18 protein-coding genes and 1 tRNA gene are annotated in these 17994 nt (G+C 29.5%); 12 read left to right on the forward strand and 7 right to left on the reverse strand.

The annotated features are described in order from the left end of the window. Positions 1-91 precede the first annotated feature (91 nt). The 6 genes from ACY2RX_RS10655 to ACY2RX_RS10680 all read left to right on the forward strand — a co-directional run bounded on the left by ACY2RX_RS10655 (position 92) and on the right by ACY2RX_RS10680 (position 5591). On the forward strand, positions 92-1087 hold the full coding sequence (locus ACY2RX_RS10655) for an L-tyrosine/L-tryptophan isonitrile synthase family protein (RefSeq protein WP_490103965.1): 996 nt from the start codon (positions 92-94) through the stop codon (positions 1085-1087). 18 nt (positions 1088-1105) lie between these two features. Further along, positions 1106-1942: a TauD/TfdA dioxygenase family protein gene (locus tag ACY2RX_RS10660; protein ID WP_490103966.1), complete on the forward strand. Its 837-nt coding sequence runs from the start codon at positions 1106-1108 to the stop codon at positions 1940-1942. Next, positions 1939-3396: an FAD-binding protein gene (locus ACY2RX_RS10665; protein WP_490103967.1), complete on the forward strand. Its 1458-nt coding sequence runs from the start codon at positions 1939-1941 to the stop codon at positions 3394-3396. The genes ACY2RX_RS10660 and ACY2RX_RS10665 overlap by 4 nt, the downstream gene beginning before the upstream one ends. A gap of 41 nt (positions 3397-3437) precedes the next feature. Continuing rightward, positions 3438-4214: a nuclear transport factor 2 family protein gene (locus ACY2RX_RS10670; protein WP_490103968.1), complete on the forward strand. Its 777-nt coding sequence runs from the start codon at positions 3438-3440 to the stop codon at positions 4212-4214. A 1-nt stretch (position 4215) separates the two neighbouring features. Continuing rightward, a complete protein-coding gene (locus ACY2RX_RS10675) occupies positions 4216-4740 on the forward strand; it encodes a KdsC family phosphatase (RefSeq protein ID WP_490103969.1) in 525 nt (174 codons plus the stop codon). A gap of 116 nt (positions 4741-4856) precedes the next feature. Continuing rightward, a complete protein-coding gene (locus ACY2RX_RS10680) occupies positions 4857-5591 on the forward strand; it encodes a DUF6733 family protein (RefSeq protein ID WP_490103970.1) in 735 nt (244 codons plus the stop codon). Positions 5592-5654: 63 nt separating this feature from the next. Here ACY2RX_RS10680 and ACY2RX_RS10685 read toward each other — a convergent pair. Further along, positions 5655-5736: transfer RNA gene (locus ACY2RX_RS10685), tRNA-Leu, on the reverse strand. Positions 5737-5839: 103 nt separating this feature from the next. Between ACY2RX_RS10685 and ACY2RX_RS10690 the strand changes: the two genes are divergently transcribed. The 4 genes from ACY2RX_RS10690 (at position 5840) to ACY2RX_RS10705 (ending at position 11745) form a co-directional block, all read left to right on the forward strand. Further along, a complete protein-coding gene (locus ACY2RX_RS10690; RefSeq protein WP_490103971.1) occupies positions 5840-7228 on the forward strand; it encodes a dipeptidase in 1389 nt (462 codons plus the stop codon). Positions 7229-7466: 238 nt separating this feature from the next. Beyond that, on the forward strand, positions 7467-7838 hold the full coding sequence (locus ACY2RX_RS10695; protein ID WP_490103972.1) for a BlaI/MecI/CopY family transcriptional regulator: 372 nt from the start codon (positions 7467-7469) through the stop codon (positions 7836-7838). Next, positions 7835-10462: a M56 family metallopeptidase gene (locus ACY2RX_RS10700; RefSeq protein WP_490103973.1), complete on the forward strand. Its 2628-nt coding sequence runs from the start codon at positions 7835-7837 to the stop codon at positions 10460-10462. Before ACY2RX_RS10695 ends, ACY2RX_RS10700 begins: the two co-directional genes overlap by 4 nt. Positions 10463-10644: 182 nt before the next feature. Continuing rightward, a complete protein-coding gene (locus ACY2RX_RS10705) occupies positions 10645-11745 on the forward strand; it encodes a DUF4407 domain-containing protein (protein WP_490103974.1) in 1101 nt (366 codons plus the stop codon). 369 nt (positions 11746-12114) lie between these two features. Here the strand turns inward: ACY2RX_RS10705 and ACY2RX_RS10710 are convergent, their stop codons facing one another. Beyond that, positions 12115-12705: a PhnA domain-containing protein gene (locus ACY2RX_RS10710; RefSeq protein WP_490103975.1), complete on the reverse strand. Its 591-nt coding sequence runs from the start codon at positions 12703-12705 to the stop codon at positions 12115-12117. Between the two features lie 51 nt (positions 12706-12756). Here ACY2RX_RS10710 and ACY2RX_RS10715 point away from each other — a divergent pair, with 51 nt between their 5' ends. Together ACY2RX_RS10715 and ACY2RX_RS10720 are read left to right on the forward strand one after the other, a co-directional pair. Beyond that, the gene (locus ACY2RX_RS10715) at positions 12757-12900 is read left to right on the forward strand and encodes a hypothetical protein (RefSeq protein WP_490103976.1); all 144 of its coding nucleotides are present in this window, start codon (positions 12757-12759) and stop codon (positions 12898-12900) included. 11 nt (positions 12901-12911) lie between these two features. Then, complete coding sequence (locus ACY2RX_RS10720; protein ID WP_490103977.1) at positions 12912-13256, forward strand: GNAT family N-acetyltransferase; 345 nt, start codon at positions 12912-12914, stop codon at positions 13254-13256. Between the two features lie 368 nt (positions 13257-13624). Here the strand turns inward: ACY2RX_RS10720 and ACY2RX_RS10725 are convergent, their stop codons facing one another. The 5 genes from ACY2RX_RS10725 to ACY2RX_RS10745 form a co-directional block, all read right to left on the reverse strand. Further along, positions 13625-13939, reverse strand: coding sequence for a GIY-YIG nuclease family protein (locus tag ACY2RX_RS10725; protein ID WP_490103978.1), 315 nt, complete (start codon positions 13937-13939; stop codon positions 13625-13627). Between the two features lie 248 nt (positions 13940-14187). After that, a complete protein-coding gene (ade, locus tag ACY2RX_RS10730) occupies positions 14188-15810 on the reverse strand; it encodes an adenine deaminase (protein ID WP_490103979.1) in 1623 nt (540 codons plus the stop codon). Between the two features lie 47 nt (positions 15811-15857). Further along, complete coding sequence (locus tag ACY2RX_RS10735) at positions 15858-16556, reverse strand: META domain-containing protein (protein WP_490103980.1); 699 nt, start codon at positions 16554-16556, stop codon at positions 15858-15860. A gap of 405 nt (positions 16557-16961) precedes the next feature. Beyond that, entirely contained in the window at positions 16962-17336 is a 375-nt protein-coding gene (locus ACY2RX_RS10740; protein WP_490103981.1) for an MmcQ/YjbR family DNA-binding protein, read from the reverse strand. A gap of 40 nt (positions 17337-17376) precedes the next feature. Next, complete coding sequence (locus ACY2RX_RS10745) at positions 17377-17988, reverse strand: DUF4230 domain-containing protein (RefSeq protein WP_490103982.1); 612 nt, start codon at positions 17986-17988, stop codon at positions 17377-17379. Positions 17989-17994 lie beyond the last annotated feature (6 nt).

Consider the following 17994-nt stretch of genomic DNA (forward strand, 5'->3'; position numbering starts at 1 on the left):
ATTGCACAAAAATTACTTTTTTTATAAATAAAAATAGGGTATTGTAAAGTTTAATTGTTCTAATAATAACTTTAAAAAAATAGAACAAAAAATGAAAACCAAAACAATTAAAGTAACAAAACCTAAACACCTAGCTAAAAACATTTTAACAAAAGTTATGTTGTTTCGTAGAATGGCAAAATGTGAAAACAACTGTACTAATGAATGCCAAAAATGTCATAAACCACATTTAGAAAAAGTAACAACAGCAATTTCTAATAATGAAAAAATTAAGTTTGTTTTACCTGCTTTTCCAGGAAAATCACCAAACCCAGAAAAAGTATTAGGACATCTGCCAGATATGGCGGAAAAACAAGCACTAACATTTTTAAATGATTTATGTAAAAAAATTCAAGAAATTTACGAACCAGGAGCAGAAGTTATTATTTGCTCTGACGGAAGAGTTTTTAGTGATATCGTTGGAATTTCAGAAAAAAACATAACTGCTTATCAGATAGAAATTGATTGTATTATTAAAGAATTAAATTTAACTTCAATTTCTACTTTTAATCTTGACGATATAAATTATGATGATGTAACACACAGAAGCAATTTCGACCATTCTCGTGCAGAACTCATAAAACAATATGGTCAAAATATAGACATATTAAAAGAAAAAGTAAAAAAAGGTGGAAATGGTTCTACAAACCAAGAAGAAATTGAGGCTAATCGTATGTATTGTGGGCTAACTCGTTTTCTTGTAGAAGACAGAACATTTCCTGAGCAAACAAAATCTAAAACTGCCATTCAAAAAGAATGCAAAGAAAAGGCTTACCACGCTATTATAAGAAGTAATGCATGGACAGAGTTAATTGCAGAAAAATTTCCAGAAGCAATTCGTTTCTCAATTCATCCACAAGCTTGTGGCTCAAAAAAAATTGGCATACAACTTCTTGGTGTAGAAACTTGGTTAACGCCATGGCATGGTGTAGCAGTTAATACTGGTAATGAATTTGTATTAATGAAACGTTGGGAAGCTGAAAAGTTAAATACAAGATTAATACAAGACGAAAATGGTCAATTAAGTCACTTCGAACTTGTTGCTTAATATTTAAAGGATAAAAAGATGAAACTTAAAACAACAAAACTAAAACCCTTTGGTCTGTTAATTGAACCGATTCATAAAGAAGCAAACATCAAAAATGTTAGCATAAATGATATAAAAGATTTATTGACAAACGAACATTTAATTGCTTTTAGAGGTTTTAAAACTTTTGATAATCTAGATGAGTTTCCTGACTATTGCGAAAAAATAGGAGAAATTAGTATGTGGCCTTTCGGAAAAGTTTTAGAGCTTATTCAACACGATAATCCAAAAGATCATGTTTTTGATAATAGCTATATGCCAATGCATTGGGATGGTATGTATAGAAAACAAGTTCCTGCAACTCAAGTTTTTCATTGTGCTAGCGCACCAGGAGAAGATAATAAAGGCGGAACAACCTTTGTAAACACAAAAATGATTTTAGAAAATCTTCCTGAAAGTGTTAAAAAATTATTAAGCAAAGTAACTTGTACATATTTTAGAAAAATGGAATTTTACGATAGCAAAACAAAAGCTCCTATTATTTGCAAACACCCAGAAAGAGAATATTCAGTAATTCGTTATTGCGAACCAACAAGTAATACAGATGACTCTTTTTTGAATCATCCTGGATTTGAAATCGAAGGAATTGCAGAAGAAGAAAAAGAAGATTTTATTAAAGACCTTAATAAAATTCTTTATTCAAAAGAAAACCTCTACACCCATCAATGGAAAACAGGTGATGTAGTCTTTTCGGATAACAATACACTTTTACACGGTCGTGAAGCTTTTGCAAAAAAAGCTCCTAGACATATTAGGCGCGTACATTTGCTAGCAGAAAATCAAATGGATAACCCACACTTAATTTATACAAAATGAAAACGATAGAAACCGATATATTTATTGTAGGAGCTGGACCTGTAGGATTAACCAGTGCCTACTTAGCACAACTTTCAGGATTAAAAACTGTAATTATAGACAAATCTGAAGGTCCTTTACAAGTAGGAAGAGCAGATGCTCTTAATGCAAGAACATTACAACTGTTAGAAATTCCTAATTTATTCAATGATTTGTATCCTCAAGGATTACCTTGCAATACAAGTTCAATTTTTGAAAAAGGAAAATTTGTGTCTCGTCAATCTAAATGGTGGGATGAATTAGAAGGCTGCCAACATAAACATTTTTTAATGTTAGGACAATCTTTTGTTGAAGAAGTTTTAGACAAAAAACTTACTTCTATCAACGCTTCAGTATTAAGACAAACAACAGCAGAAGATATTAAAGTTACTGAAGATGGATGTATTAGTACACTTTCTAACGGAGATATAATTAAGTCTGATTATGTTATTGGTTCAGATGGCGGTCGTTCATTTGTAAGAAAGAAGTTTAATGTTCCTTTTGAGATTACTAAACCAGAAATTATTTGGGCAGTCATAGATGCTGAATTTAAAACTGATTTCCCTAAAGCACCAGAAATTATTGTATTTCAGTCAGAAACATCAGATGTAGCCTGGATTCCAAGAGAAGGTACTATAGATAGATTTTATGTAAGAATGGATCGCGAAGATTTTACTATGGAAGAAGCTATGGAAAAAGTTAATATAGCAATGGCACCACATACAGCTAAAATAGATAAGCTTGTTTGGTTTTCTAAATTTGCGGTAAAAGAATCTGTTGCAGAAAACTACTTAGTTCAAAATCGTGTTTTTCTTGCTGGAGATGCATGTCATATCCACTCTGTAAATGGAGGTCAAGGTTTAAACACAGGCGTAGCAGATGCTTTTAATTTGATTTGGAAATTATGTATGGTAAAAAATCATAATGCAAACAAAAACTTAATTAAAACTTATGAAAGTGAAAGAAAGCCAATTGCTTTAAGTGTAATTGATAGTTCTGGAGAATTGGTTCGTACAACAAAATACTCAAGCAAAGGAACACATGCAAAAGATTATATTAAAGTTGTAGAAAAACGTGCTGGAAATATTACAGGAATGGGAATACGCTATGGAAAAGAAGGAATTAAAGGGACAAGAGTTTACGATTTTGAAATGAAAAATGGCAATAAAAACACAAGACTTTATTCGCTTTTAGATTACTCAAAATTTACACTCCTCTATTTTGGTGACGGTGAATTAGATGTAGAATTACCAAATTATATAAACTTAATACAAATTAGTGAAAATAGTTTGCTAAATAAACTTAGTTCAGAAACTAAGCACTATAAAAATCAAGCTATTTTAGTAAGACCAGATGCTTATATAGAATCCATAGGCAATTTAAATGAGGTTAAATCTTTGATTAAAAACTTTGTTGCTAATTTTTCTAAAAATTAAACCCTGTTTAATAAAAAGACATTTTTAATATTTTAACCAAAATGAGTTATAAAAAAAAGGCAAAAGCATATCATAATGCCGTTAGTGAATATGATGAAAAAACTATTGAAAAAATGGTTCATAAAAACTATATACAACACAATATAAAGGTGCCAACAGGCAGAGCTGCTTTTCTTTCTATGCTACCAAAATTAAAAACTTTTGGTAGCAAAATTGAAAATATTCGTATGCTAGAAGATGGGCAGCATATAATTATGCACCATAAATGGATAAATGCCACTCCATTTGGTTTTAATGAAACTGTAGCATTTCATATCATTCGTTTTGATGGCAATGATTTAATTGCAGAGCATTGGAATGTTATGGCTAAATTAAGCTCATTAAACGTTTCTAATAGATCTCAAATTGATGGAGAAATAGAAATAAAAGATTTAGAAAAAACCGAAAACAATAAAACCTTAATTGTAAACCTATTTAATATTCTTACAAATAAAAATGCAGAAAAAATGGCAGGTTTAACTCGCCAATTTTTTCAGACAGATTTTCATCAACACAGCACAACACTTGCAGACGGAATAGAAAACCTAACTCAAGTAATTCAAGATAATTCAAGTTTTCCCCGTTACAAAAAACAACATAAAGTTTTTGGAGAAGGAAACTTTGTTTTATCAATTAGCGAAGGAATTTACGCAAAAAAAAATACGGCTCTCTATGATTTGTTTCGATTAGAAAATAGAAAAATTGCAGAACATTGGAGTGTTTATCAAAAAATTCCAACAAAAGACTTAGCAAATAATAACACAATGTTTAATTTTTAAAATGGAAAACAACTTTAAACATAAACTAAAAAGCGTTACTACTTTTATTTTTGATATAGATGGAGTTTTAACTGATGGTATGGTTACTCTTTTTCCTAAAGGAGAAGACATTAGAGCAATGAATATTAAAGATGGATTTGCCATTCAATTCGCTATAAAAAAAGGATATAATGTTGTAATTATTTCACGCGGAACTTCAGAAACTGTAATTAGCAGATTACATTGGCTTGGTGTTAAAGATATCTTTTTAAAAATAAATGATAAGGCAGCTGCATTAAAAGAATATGTTCAAAAAAATGATGTAAATCTTAACGAAGTTCTTTATATGGGTGATGATATTCCTGATTATTATGTAATGAATAAATGTGGAGTAAAAACTTGTCCAAAAGACTCTGCTGTTGAAATTCTAACAATTGCAGATTACATTTCAGACAAAAATGGTGGAGAAGGTTGTGCAAGAGATGTTATTGAGCAAACTTTAAGATGTCAAAACAAATGGTTTACACCTAAAACCACCACTAACTAAAAATATCTAAACACTAATAATCAATCACATACATTTCCTTCTCCACTTCTTTTACCTCTAAAACATAGAGTAATTAATTAAAGAACTTTTGAAGAAGAAAAAAACAACAAACAAATATGAAAAAAACAGCAATTATTTTTGCAACATTCTTTTTAGTTGCAAATTTAACTTTGGGTCAAGAAGTTAACGCAAAAAAGAAAAAAAACAAAGCAACATTCGCAGTAAACTTAGTGCATAATAGCGCTACTGGGTTTTATCCTATCCTCTTTGGAAAATTTGAAACTAATAAGAATTTTGATATAACCGTTTATAGTATATTTTGGACAAATTCTACTTTTGGAAATATAAAAACAGGCAATGATTTTCGAGTAGAAGTTGGAGCTGGTTTAGGCTTTAAACTATTGAATAATAAACTTTTTTTTAATCCTATGATAGGTTTTTCTAGCGGAAAATTTTTATCAGACAATAAAGGAACAAAAGTTGGAGAAGGGATTATTCCTACAATATTTGCAGTATACCAAAACAAAAATCTTCATTTTGAAGCATATTTATCTTATTACAAATCTTTAAGGGAAGATGGAAACATTAATACCCGAGACTTTTTATTAAACTGGATGGCTCCTGGTATTAAAATTGGTAATCGAGTAATATTAGGTGTTTATTATGATTATCTTAAAATCACAAGAATAGAAAATGGATCAAGTAAATTAATACGTCAATGGCTAGGTCCATCTATTAAACTAAAATTTGACAAAGGAATTTCTTTTAGATTTTCTGCAGGTAAAAACCTTAAAACAGATGTTAATCTTTCAGATGAATTTTATAAAGCATCTATCTTTATTCCTTTTTAAAAAAATACAGTAATTATTAAAACAAAAAAGCTCATCAAAAAATTTGATGAGCTTTTTACTTTGTACAGGCGGAGAGACTCGAACTCTCACACCTTGCGGCACTAGATCCTAAGTCTAGCGTGTCTACCAATTCCACCACGCCTGCAACTTTCCAATTAAATTGGGATGCAAATATAAACAATACTTGCAAACTTCAAAGTAGTTCATTATTATTTTTCTTATTTTTGAGTAAGAAAAAAACACCTAAAATGAATACTATAAAATCTTACATAAAAGACAACAAACAACGATTTTTAAATGAACTGATAGATTTACTAAAAATTCCATCTGTAAGTGCAGATTCAGCCTTTAAAAAAGATGTTTTAAACACAGCAGATTTTGTTTTAAATAGTCTTAAAAAAGCAGGCTGCGATAAAGTTGAAATTTGTGAAACCCCTGGGTACCCTATTATTTATGGAGAAAAAATAATTGATAAAAATTTACCCACAGTTTTGGTGTACGGTCATTATGATGTTCAACCAGCAGACCCAATAGAATTATGGACTTCACCGCCTTTTGAACCCGTAATTAAAGAAACCGAAATTCATCCTGAAGGAGCAATTTTTGCTCGCGGTTCTTGTGATGACAAAGGGCAAATGTATATGCATGTGAAAGCCTTAGAATATATGACATCAACAGGAAATTTACCTTGTAATGTAAAATTTATGATTGAAGGTGAAGAAGAAGTTGGTTCTGAAAGTTTAGCCTGGTTTGTACCAAGAAACAAAGAAAAATTAGCAAACGATGTTATTCTAATTTCTGACACAGGAATGATTGCAAACAATATACCTTCAATAACCACAGGTTTACGTGGTTTGAGTTATGTTGAAGTAGAAGTTACTGGTCCCAATAGAGATTTACATTCTGGTTTGTATGGAGGCGCAGTTGCAAACCCTATTAATGTTTTAACAAAAATGATTGCTTCTTTACACGATGAAAATAATCATATAACAATTCCTGGTTTTTATGATAATGTAGAAGAATTATCAACAGAAGAAAGAGCAGAAATGGCAAAAGCACCATTCTCTTTAGAAGAATATAAAGATGCTTTAAAAATTAATGAAGTATATGGCGAAAAAGGATATTCTACCAACGAACGTAATTCTATTAGACCCACTTTAGATGTTAACGGAATTTGGGGTGGTTATATTGGTGAAGGTGCAAAAACAGTCATTGCTTCTAAAGCCTATGCAAAAATTTCGATGCGTTTAGTGCCAAATCAAGATTGGGAAGAAATTACAGATTTGTTTAAAAATCATTTCGAAAATATTGCTCCAGCTGGAGTAAAAGTAGTTGTAAAACCGCATCATGGAGGACAAGGTTATGTAACTCCAATTGATAATATTGGATATCAAGCAGCAAGTAAAGCTTATAGTAAAACCTTTGGAAAAACGCCAATTCCGCAAAGAAGTGGAGGTAGTATTCCTATTGTAGCGTTGTTTGAAAAAGAATTAAAAAGCAAAACTATTTTAATGGGGTTTGGTTTAGATTCTGATGCAATTCACTCTCCAAACGAACATTTTGGAGTTTGGAATTACCTTAAAGGAATTGAAACTATTCCTTATTTTTATCAATATTTTACAGAATTATTTAAGTAAAATCAAAATCCGTTCATTACTGAGCGGATTTCTTTTTTGGGCGTTACCACGCGAAAAGCGTGGTCAGGCTTTTCGTACTCGCTTTTTCTGTAAAAACAGAAAAGAGCTCAAACAATTACTTCAATCCTTAACGCGGGCATTTTTGCCAACTCTAGTAAAATTTCGAAAATAATTTAACCTCTACATTTGTAGAATTAAAATTTTTATTCTATGTTTGTAGAGTAAAATAAAAATAATTATGCAATTATCTAAAACCGAAGAACAATTAATGCAGTATTTATGGAAACGTAAAAAAGCATTTTTAAAAGATTTATTAGAAGATTTTCCTGAACCAAAACCAGCAACAACAACAGTTGCAACACTGCTTAAAAGAATTTCTGACAAAGGTTTTATAGATTATAAATTATTTGGAAAATCTAGAGAATATTTTCCGTTGATAAAAAAAACAGATTATTTCTCTAAGCACGTAAATGGGTTGATTAAAAACTTCTTTAATAATTCTGCGAGCCAGTTTGCATCATTCTTTACAAAAGAAACAAACCTAACTACAGAAGAATTAGAAGCGTTAAAAAAAGTAATTGACAATCAAATTAAAAAGCAACAAAAATGATTATTTATGCATTAAAATCTATAGGTTGTTTGTCTTTGCTACTCTTTTTCTATCATTTTATTTTAGAAAAAGAAAAGATGCACAATTTTAATCGCTTTTATCTTTTAGGCAGTGTTTTGTTTTCTTTTTTAGTTCCGTTAGCAACTATAACTATCATTAAAAAAGTGGAGCCTATAATTGTAAATGAAACTTATAAAGAACCTTTGGTGATAGATAATTTTTCATCAGTTATAGTTGAAGAAGGTTTTGATTATACACAACTTTTTATTGCTATATATATTCTAATTTCTTTTGTTTTCTTGATTCGTTTTGGAATGAATTTGTTTAAAATAATCAAAAAAATAAGAGACAATAAAAAAATAAAATTCAAAAAAGCAACTTTAGTTTTGGTTGATGATGAAATACTTCCGCATACATTTTGGAACTACATTTTTATCAATAAAAGCGATTATAGAAAAGGCAAAATTGAAGAAGAATTATTTACCCATGAATTAACGCATGTAACACAGAAACACACTATAGATGTTTTATTAATTGAGTTGTTACAAACTGCTTTTTGGATAAACCCACTATTTATTTTTATAAAAAAAGCGATACAATTAAATCACGAATTTTTAGCGGATGAAACCGTTATCAATCAACATAAAAATACTTTTCAATATCAGCATTTATTATTGAATAAAGCTGCTTGGAACAACGAATATTACTTGGCCAGTAATTTGAATTATTCATTAACAAAAAAAAGACTAGAAATGATGACAACACAAAGTTCACACACTAAAATCTTGTTAAAAAAACTGGCGGTAATTCCGTTATTAGCAGGGTTTGTTTTCCTCTTTGCAGAAAGAGTAGAAGCACAAGAAAAAACAGAAAAACTAGAAACTATCTATGAGCAACCAGAAAATAGTAAGAAAAAAAGAGAAATATTAAAAACAGAATTACCTAATGGAGAAGTAATTGAAGTCTGGGAAGATAAAAAAAATCCTATTTTAAAAATTGATTTTATAAACAACAAATATTATTTAAACAATAGAGAAATTAAGATAAATAATTTAAAAATAGAGTTTTTAAAAGAAACAAAAGGCAAACTTTCTGACTTAGAAATTAATACAAAAGGAAAAATTAGTATGTCTTTTATTAAAAATATTCAAAAAGATTTAACTAAGCAATATTTAAGTAAAATACTATTAAACAAAAGTGAATCTTATATCTTTCAAGAAGGTAAAAAAGAATATATAGATTCTCCAATTATTAAAAACAATTCTTCTAAACAAAGTAACAACACTCAATTAAAACTTAAAGATGTAGATGAGTTAAAGATAAGTTATCAAGATAAAAATGATATAGTTTTTGATATTACTGGGTTTAAAATTATAAGAGGCAAAAAACATTTTTATATTAAGAAAAATAATACTTATAAATATTATAATAGAGAAGGTAAATTAGTAGACTCTAAAGGAAAAATATTATCAAATAAACAAACAAACGCAAGTGATGTTATAAAAGGGCAATACATCACTAAAGTATATGATGGTGGAAAAATAGTTAGTGAGTTTAAAAATAATAAACCAAGTAATTATATTAATGATACAGAATACGATCTTAAAGAAATTTTTGAAAGCATTCCTCCACCACCACCAATTTCTCCTTTAGATTTTGTAAAAAAACAGAAAAATAAAAATGCAGAATATTTCTATAATGGCAAAAAAATTAATTACAAAAGAGCTCTTCATTTAATTAAAAATAATAGACCAATTAATATTCAATCTAAAAAAATAAATGGTAAAATGATTATTGATCTTTCTAAGGAAGATATAGAAATGATTTCTAATATTTCTACTCAATATGACATTAAAAAATTTCAAAAATTGAATAAACTTTATGAAGCAAAAAGAAATCAAAAACCACACTTTGTAAAAAGTTCTAAAAAAAGACAGAAAGAATTAAAAGAACGATTTTCATTATTAGGCACTTTATATTTTAAGCTTTCTAAAGCTGATAAAAGAAAAGTAAAAAGACCTGTTCATCCTCATAATCCGTATTTAAGATTAAGAAAAAACAACAAAGTTTTTTACAAATTAAGAAATGAATTGACTGAGAAAGATAAATTATTAATTCCACCTCCGCCACCAAACCCTAATGCATCAGAAGCAGAAATATTGAAAGCAAAAAAAGCTTATAAAGCTTGGAAAAAAAGAACGGGAAATGATATTATTCCTCCACCTCCACCTCCAAGAAATCATTTAGACCAAGTGATTAAAATAGCAAAAAAAGGAGCAAAATTCTACTTTGAAAAAAAACCAATAAGTTCTGACAAGGCAATTGATATGCTTAAAAAAAATAAGAAACTGAATATCCATTCTGAAAGCACAAACAACAGTAATTACAAGGTTTGGATAACTAAGAAGACTCTTTCAACTGAAAAAAAGGGAAATTTATCTATTGAAAAAAATCTAAATTCAATTAAAAAAAACAATGCAGATATAACCTATTATTTAGATGGAAAGATTATATCAAAAAAAGAAATGAGTAAATTAAAAACCTATAACATAAAAAATATAAAAGTTGTAAAAAATAAAGAAGATAAAGAAAAAGGTATCATTTATATTACAAGTAAAAAATAACAATCCTTTTAAAATCATAGAGCCTCAAAAATTGAGGCTTTTTTTATGATGTAACAATTTCAAATTTAAAGCGTTGTAATAGCATAACTTGTCATTTAGAGTGATTTTGAGTTTACAAAAAAATTGTATCCCGAAATCTCTGTTCCTATTTATATCTTTTAAAGTGGCATAAAATTATTAAAATGCTAAAAAATTTCTTTCTAACTTGTTCTGGTGCTGATAAAAACTTAATAGAAAACTGTTCTAACGGAGAACAAAACAAATATGTTGGTATTGGAGCCACTGTATTTTTTACTGCAGTTATGGCAACAATTGCTGGCAATTATGCACTTTATACTGTTTTCGACAATATGTTTACTGCTATTTTCTTTGGATTGATTTGGGGATTATTAATTTTTAATTTAGATAGATTTATAGTTTCTACACTAAAAAAATCGGACAACAAATGGAAAGAACTGCTACAAGCAAGTCCAAGAATTTTATTAGCCGTTATTATTGCCATTGTTATTTCTAAACCTTTAGAATTAAAGTTGTTTGAAAAAGAAATCAATCAGGTTTTATTGACGGAAAAGAACCAAATGACCTTAGATAATAAAACGCAGATTGCACAACAGTTTTCTCCTGAAATTGCAAAAATCAATTCAGAAATTGAAGGTTTAAAATCAGAAATTGCTACTAAAGAATCAGAAACAAATGCTTTGTACGAAACGTATATCGCAGAAGCGGAAGGAAGAAAAGGAACAAAATTATTAGGAAAAGGTCCTGTTTATAAAGAAAAGCGAGAAAAACACGATGCTGCTTTGGCGGAGTTAAATCAGTTGAAAAAAGAAAACGCAAATAAAATTACTGATAAGGAAGCCGCAATTGCTACTCTAATTGAAAATCAGAAAAATGTAGAAACTAAAACACAACCTATTATTGCAAATTTCGACGGATTAATGGCACGTGTAAATGCTTTAGGTAAATTACCTTGGCTACCATCGTTTTTTATTTTCTTATTGTTTTTAGCTATAGAAACATCGCCAATTTTTGCAAAATTAATTTCTCCAAAAGGCGAATATGACTATAAACTAGAAGACGAAGAAACCGCTATTAGAACTTGGGTTAAGCAACAAGTAAATCAGCGAGAAGAAATGTTACAAGCAGATATTTTAGTTAATAAAAAAGTATACGAAGATATTTCTGGCGAAGAAGAAATTTACGCTTATAAACAAAAAACAGCTCGCGATTTACTAAAAATTCAAGCAGATTCTTTTTACAAAAAACAGCAGAAAATGCTGTAAATAGCAACAAATTAATAAGTCTTTTGTCATTCCCGAGAAATCGGGAATCTATACTTAGTTTGCTTGGATTCCCGATTTCTCGGGAATGACAGAAAACTGTTGAAAATCAAGTATCATCATTTCCGGCATCAAGGTCAATATTATCACCTTTAATGTATTTTCTATATAAAAAGGTAACCAAGAACAGAAAAGGTAAAAATACCAGACAAGTATTCAATCATAATCCAAATATAAACAAACTAAACATCATTAGTTTTACACTGTTTTTAGCAAATAAGCCCGCGTTAGCGATTGAAATGGCATCCTTTTTTGAGAAGCGAAAAAAAGATATAATGTAAAGCGCGACCTGAAAGGTAACGCACAAAAAACCTACTCTTTTTCCGCCATTTTTTTAACGTAATCTGTTATGATTACAATTTGCGTGGGGCCAACTTTACCTTCTATATATTTGGCATTTTCGTGATCTAAAGAAATTCTACGCACAGCAGTTCCTTGTTTGGCAATCATACTTGAGCCTTTAACCTTAAGGTCTTTAATTAGCACAACACTATCTCCAGCCTGTAAAATTGCGCCATTTGCGTCTCTATGAATTATCTTTTCACTCTCGTCTAAATGGTCTCCTGTTGCTTCTGCAAAACGAATTTCTTCATCTGTCAAATACATCATATCTAATAAATCTTTTGACCAACCGTGTCTCTTTAAACGATGTAGCATTCTCCAAGCCACCACTTTTACAGGTGTAAATTCGCTCCACATAGAGTCGTTTAAACAACGCCAATGATTTGCATCAATTTCTTCTAAATTATCTATTTGAGTTACACAAGTTTCGCAAGCCAATAAACTACCATCTACACCGCCAGTTGACGTTGGCTTTACCTCGTAAATTGATAAATTATTGGTAGCAGCACATAACTCACATTGGTTATTACTTCTGTTTTCTAAATCTTGTTGTAAACTCATTTTTTATTTTTTATGATGTGTAAAAGTACAATTAAATTATATCTTTAGCGTATGAAATTAGAAAGTGATAGACTTATTATTAGAGACACTTTAATTAGTGACGCTCCGTTTTATTTTGAATTATTTAACGACAAAGATTGGATTAAATTTATTTCTGATAAAAACCTAAAATCGATTGAAGAAACAGAAGTTTAGAAGATATTTTATTGAAGAATTTTCAGTTAGGTGGTTTGGGTTTCTTTACTGTAGTTTTAAAGGAAACTGGCGAACCGATTGGAACTTCAACTGCTTTACAAAGAGACCATTTAAAATTTATAGATATTGGTTATGGTTTTTTACCTAAAGGAAGAGGAAAAGGCTACGCAACAGAAGCTACTAAGCTGATTATAAAATATGTACGTGATAAATTTAACCAGAAAAAAGTGTATGCTTTTACCGTTCCTGAAAACGAGAAATCGCAAAAACTACTGAAGAATTTAGATTTTAAATATGTTGGTTTACAAACTATTTTTGGTGATGAAAAGGATGCTGTTTTTGAGTTGGTGTTTTAGTTGCTTTTCCGCTTTGTCATTCCCGAGAAGCTTGCACCCAAATAAATTGGGCGTCGGGAATCCAAACAACCATTTTTTACCATTAAGCCAAAATTTTAATGACTAATTTATTAAGTATGATTCCCAATCAAGTTGGGAATGACAAAGAGGTTTCTGTATTTCTAAAAAAATAAATTTAAACTTATTTATTTTAACGTGTCATTCCCACGAAAGTGGGAATCCAAACAATGATTATTAAAATTAAAGAAGTTAATACTTATTGAACTTGCTATATAATTAAGAAATGTTTTCTTTTTATTATCTAATTATAGATTCTCGACACTTATCAAATTGAGTGCTTGTTTTCAGTAATGACAGATAGATTTACACTAATCTAATAGAAGATCTTCGTACCAATCTTTGGCTAAATCTTGCCAACTCGGATTGTCTTTTTCAAACAACTCAATTTTCCAAGTTCTATTCCATTTTTTTAACCTTTTTTCTCTTTCAATAGCTTCATTTACATCTTGAAAAGTTTCAAAATACATCAATTTGTTTACACCATATTTAAACGTAAATCCTTTTTTGATACCCATTTTATGTTCGTAAACTCTTCTTTGTAAATCGTTAGTCATACCAATATATAGTGTTCCTCTTATCTTGCTAGCCAAGATATAAACATAATATTGATGAGTGGTTTTCATAACTAATTTATTTAATATGGATTCCCAATCAAGTTGGGAATGACAAAAAATTTTCTATATTTCTGAAAAAAAAGTAAATTTAAAGCTATTTATTTTCATCTGTCATTCCCACGAAAGTGGGAATCCAAAAAAAATATTATAAAACTTACTGAAGTTATTACTTATTGAGTTTGCTTTATAATTAAGAATTCTATTCTTTATTGTTATCTAATTATAGCCTCCCGATTTCTCGGGAATGACAAAGGAATTTACTTAATTTCCAAAGAAGTAAATTGGAAAGAATCTCCATCAAACAAACCTTTATCAGATAATTTTAAAGAAGGGATTACTAACAACGCCATAAACGACAAACTCATATAAGGTGCGCGTAATTTGCTTCCCATTTGTTTTGCCATTACATCTAACTCTGCATAGGCTTTACCAATTTCAATGGCAGATTTGTCTGACATAATTCCTGCAACAGGAAGTGACACTACTTTTTCTTCGGAATTGGAAACGGCACAAACTCCTCCCCTATTTTCTATCAATAAATTTACGGCGCTACATATGGCTTCGTCAGAAACGCCAACCGCAATTATATTATGAGAATCGTGTCCAACAGAACTTGCAATAGCACCTTCTTTTAATCCGAAGTTTTTTATAAAAGCAATTGATGGTTCTGCGTTTTTATAACGATTTACAACAGTCATTTTTAACACATCATTTTCAGTATTCGAAACTAAATTACCATCAACAATTAAAGAATCTGCTTCAATTTGATTGGTAACCAATTCACCATCTAAAGCTTCTATAACTCTAATTTTTTCTGATGAAGATTGAAATTCAAAATCTGATACTTTCTTTTTATCAGTATTAAAGTTATTCAATACTTCAAAATCTACAGATTTTACAAAAGATTGTCCATTTTCAGCAACCAATTCACCATTAATATATGTTTGTAAAACGTTGAATTTTTCTAAATCTTCAACAACAATAAAATCAGCATCATCTCCTTTTTGCAATAAGCCGACATCTAAATTGTAATGTTTTACAGGGTTTACACAAGCTGCTTGTAAAACTTTAAATACGTCTATTCCTTTTGCCACAGCTCGCTCACATAATTGATTGATATGACCTAACAATAAATCGTCTGGATGTTTGTCATCGGAACAAAACATCATATTTTCAAAATGTTCTGGGAGTAAATCAATCAACGCTTCAAAGTTTTTTGCAGCAGAACCTTCTCTAATGATGACTTTCATTCCTTTTTGCAATTTTTCTAACGCTTCTTCATAGGTAAAACACTCGTGGTCGGTAGAAATTCCTGCGGAAATATATTTGGTTACATCATCACCTCTTAAACCTGGAGCGTGACCATCTATGGGTTTGTTATTGTTTTTTGCGTGTTGAATCTTTTTCAAAACATCTTCATCATCAAACAAAACTCCTGGATAATTCATCATTTCCGCGAGATATTTGATATCTGGGTTTTCCATCATTAGTTTAATATCATCAGCATTTATAATTGCTCCTGCACTTTCAAACGATGTTGCTGGCACACAAGATGGTGCTCCAAAATTGAATTTTAACGGAACTTTCTTTCCGTTTTCAATCATAAAATCGACACCTTTTACACCAAGAACATTGGCTATTTCGTGAGGATCAGAAACTGTTGCAACGGTTCCGTGAGTAACCGCAATTTTGGCAAATTCCGAAGGAACCAACATAGAACTTTCTATATGAATGTGTGCATCTACAAAACTGGGAAGAATATAATTTTCTACAGAATGATTTGCTTTTCTTACTGCAATAATTTGTCCATTATCAACTTCAACTTCACCCTTAAAAATTTGTTTGTTTTTTATATCTACGATGTTACCTTGTACAATCATTAAAAAATGTTTTTGCAAAATTAACAAGAAAAGGATGGGTTAAAAAATTACATTGGTTTAAATTGATGGGAAATATCTCTAAACACTAAATAATCGGTTTTTGTAAAGTACAAATGCAACTTGTTTTTTACATACTTTTTCTTATTTACTTTTTTTAATACTATTAAAAAAGTATCTTCTTGCTTCATTATTTCTTCTGAACACATTGCCAATGTTGTGCCAATTTCTCCAACAGTAATTTTTAATGATTCTTTATGCTCTGTAAGTTTTCCTGAAAATGAATTACAACCTCCATTACCACCAAAATCTCCTTCATTATTAAAATGTAAGTCTAAATAGGAATTTTTTAGGGGTTTTATAAACTTGCCTTTAACCATTTTTCCTGAATACACCCAGTGAGATCCTATTCTCGCTTTCTCTTTTCCTCTAAAAATAATAGTTCCTTTATGTTCTATAAATATTTCGTTTCCTTTATTTGCTAAAAGCCATTCTTTACTTTTTGTTTGGTAAAAAGACCCTGAAGCAGATTGAATACTTTGTAATGTATATTCTTTAAAATCATACATCAATCTTGCATTATTTTCATTGTAAGTAACTTTTACAACTTGCCCATCTTTACTTACATAGTGTATTTCTTTATCAAAATTAGTATTTTTTAAGCTTAATTTCGGCTGTATTTTATCTTTAAAAAATAATACTCCTAAAACTAATGACGCTATTACTAAAATTCCAATTATTTTTTTCATTTTTTATTAAATTATACTCTGCGTTTTTAAGTCAAAATTTGTGCCAAATACAACTGTTTTAGATAAAGATTTATAGTATTAATTTTGGATTAAATGTTTTTGTACGTTTTTTTGTTGGCAGATAATTAATTGCCTAAGTAATTTTTTCTTGTTATTATTTTATATTTACTTACGTTGGTTTGTGTTAGGGATTGAAACGGCATCCTTTTTTGCTACTCAATAACGTTTGGACTGCGCTAAAAGTAACAAGCAAAAAAGATATAGTGTAAAGCCCGACTTTAGTGCTAAATGCTTTTAGCACAAAGTAACACCCAAATTGTTTTATAAATTTTTGAATTGAAATAAGAATTAAAAACGACTGTTTGCTTGAGTACAAAACAAAATTCTGTATTTAGATTCCCGTTTTCACGGGAACAATTCTTCTAATTCTTTTTGAGCTTTTTTGGTTAAACTTTTTACAACCAACTCATAAGAATGATTTATAAGTTGGCGAACTAAATCGTCTGAAACATCGCTAGAATTAATAGTAACTGTATTCCAAAGTTTTTTGTTCATATGCCAACCAGGATTAATGCCTTCATATTCTCCTCTTAATTCTTGAGCCCAATCTGGATCGCATTTTAGGTTGATTTTCTGTTCGCCTTTTTCCCAATTATTTAAACCTGTAAGTGCAAACATTTTATGCATTACTTTAAAAACGAGCGTAACATTATCAAAAGGAAAATGTTCTGTTACTCCTTTTTTTGCCATACAAAAATCTCTTAATTGCTCTATGTGCATACCTTCTTTTTAACGCTTTAAAATATGATAATTCAGAAAACTAATTTAATAACTTTTTGTTGGTTTCAGAAATTTCTAGAGCAGAAACATCTACTTTCCAACCAACTGTTTCTGCTAAACTTTGCATTAACTGAATGGCTTCTAAAGCTTCTTTGTTTGCCGTTTTCATTAAACTACTTTCTGGTATTTTTTCTAAAATATGTTCTTTTGCTTCTTTGTTTAGTTCTGTTAAATCTGAAGAATCAAATTTATTTAACAATCCGTTTTGGATATCGTAAAACTGCATATCAGTTTCTAAAGAAATTACTTCTGGTTGAGGAAAAGATGTTAGAAAAACTTTCTTTTTTGCTTTGTCTGATTTCATTTTTATTTTTCTAAAATCGAAACCAATATGAGTTTTTGCATTAATTAAAATAAGAGCTTTTTTCTTGCTAGAAAATAAACCTAAAAAATTTTCTTTAGTGTTTTCATGATGATAAATTTCTGCAAATTCGCCTTCTACAGTTATTAATTTACAAACACTCTTAATTTTTTCTAGCAATATAACCGATTGCTTTTCTGCTGTATTTTTTTTATCTGTAGAATTAATCTGTTTAAATGCAAAAAACGATACAATTGCACCAGTAATTAATCCTAAAAAAAGTAATTCCATTTTATA

The sequence above is a fragment of the Polaribacter sp. 2405UD43-2 genome, assembly GCF_058147125.1.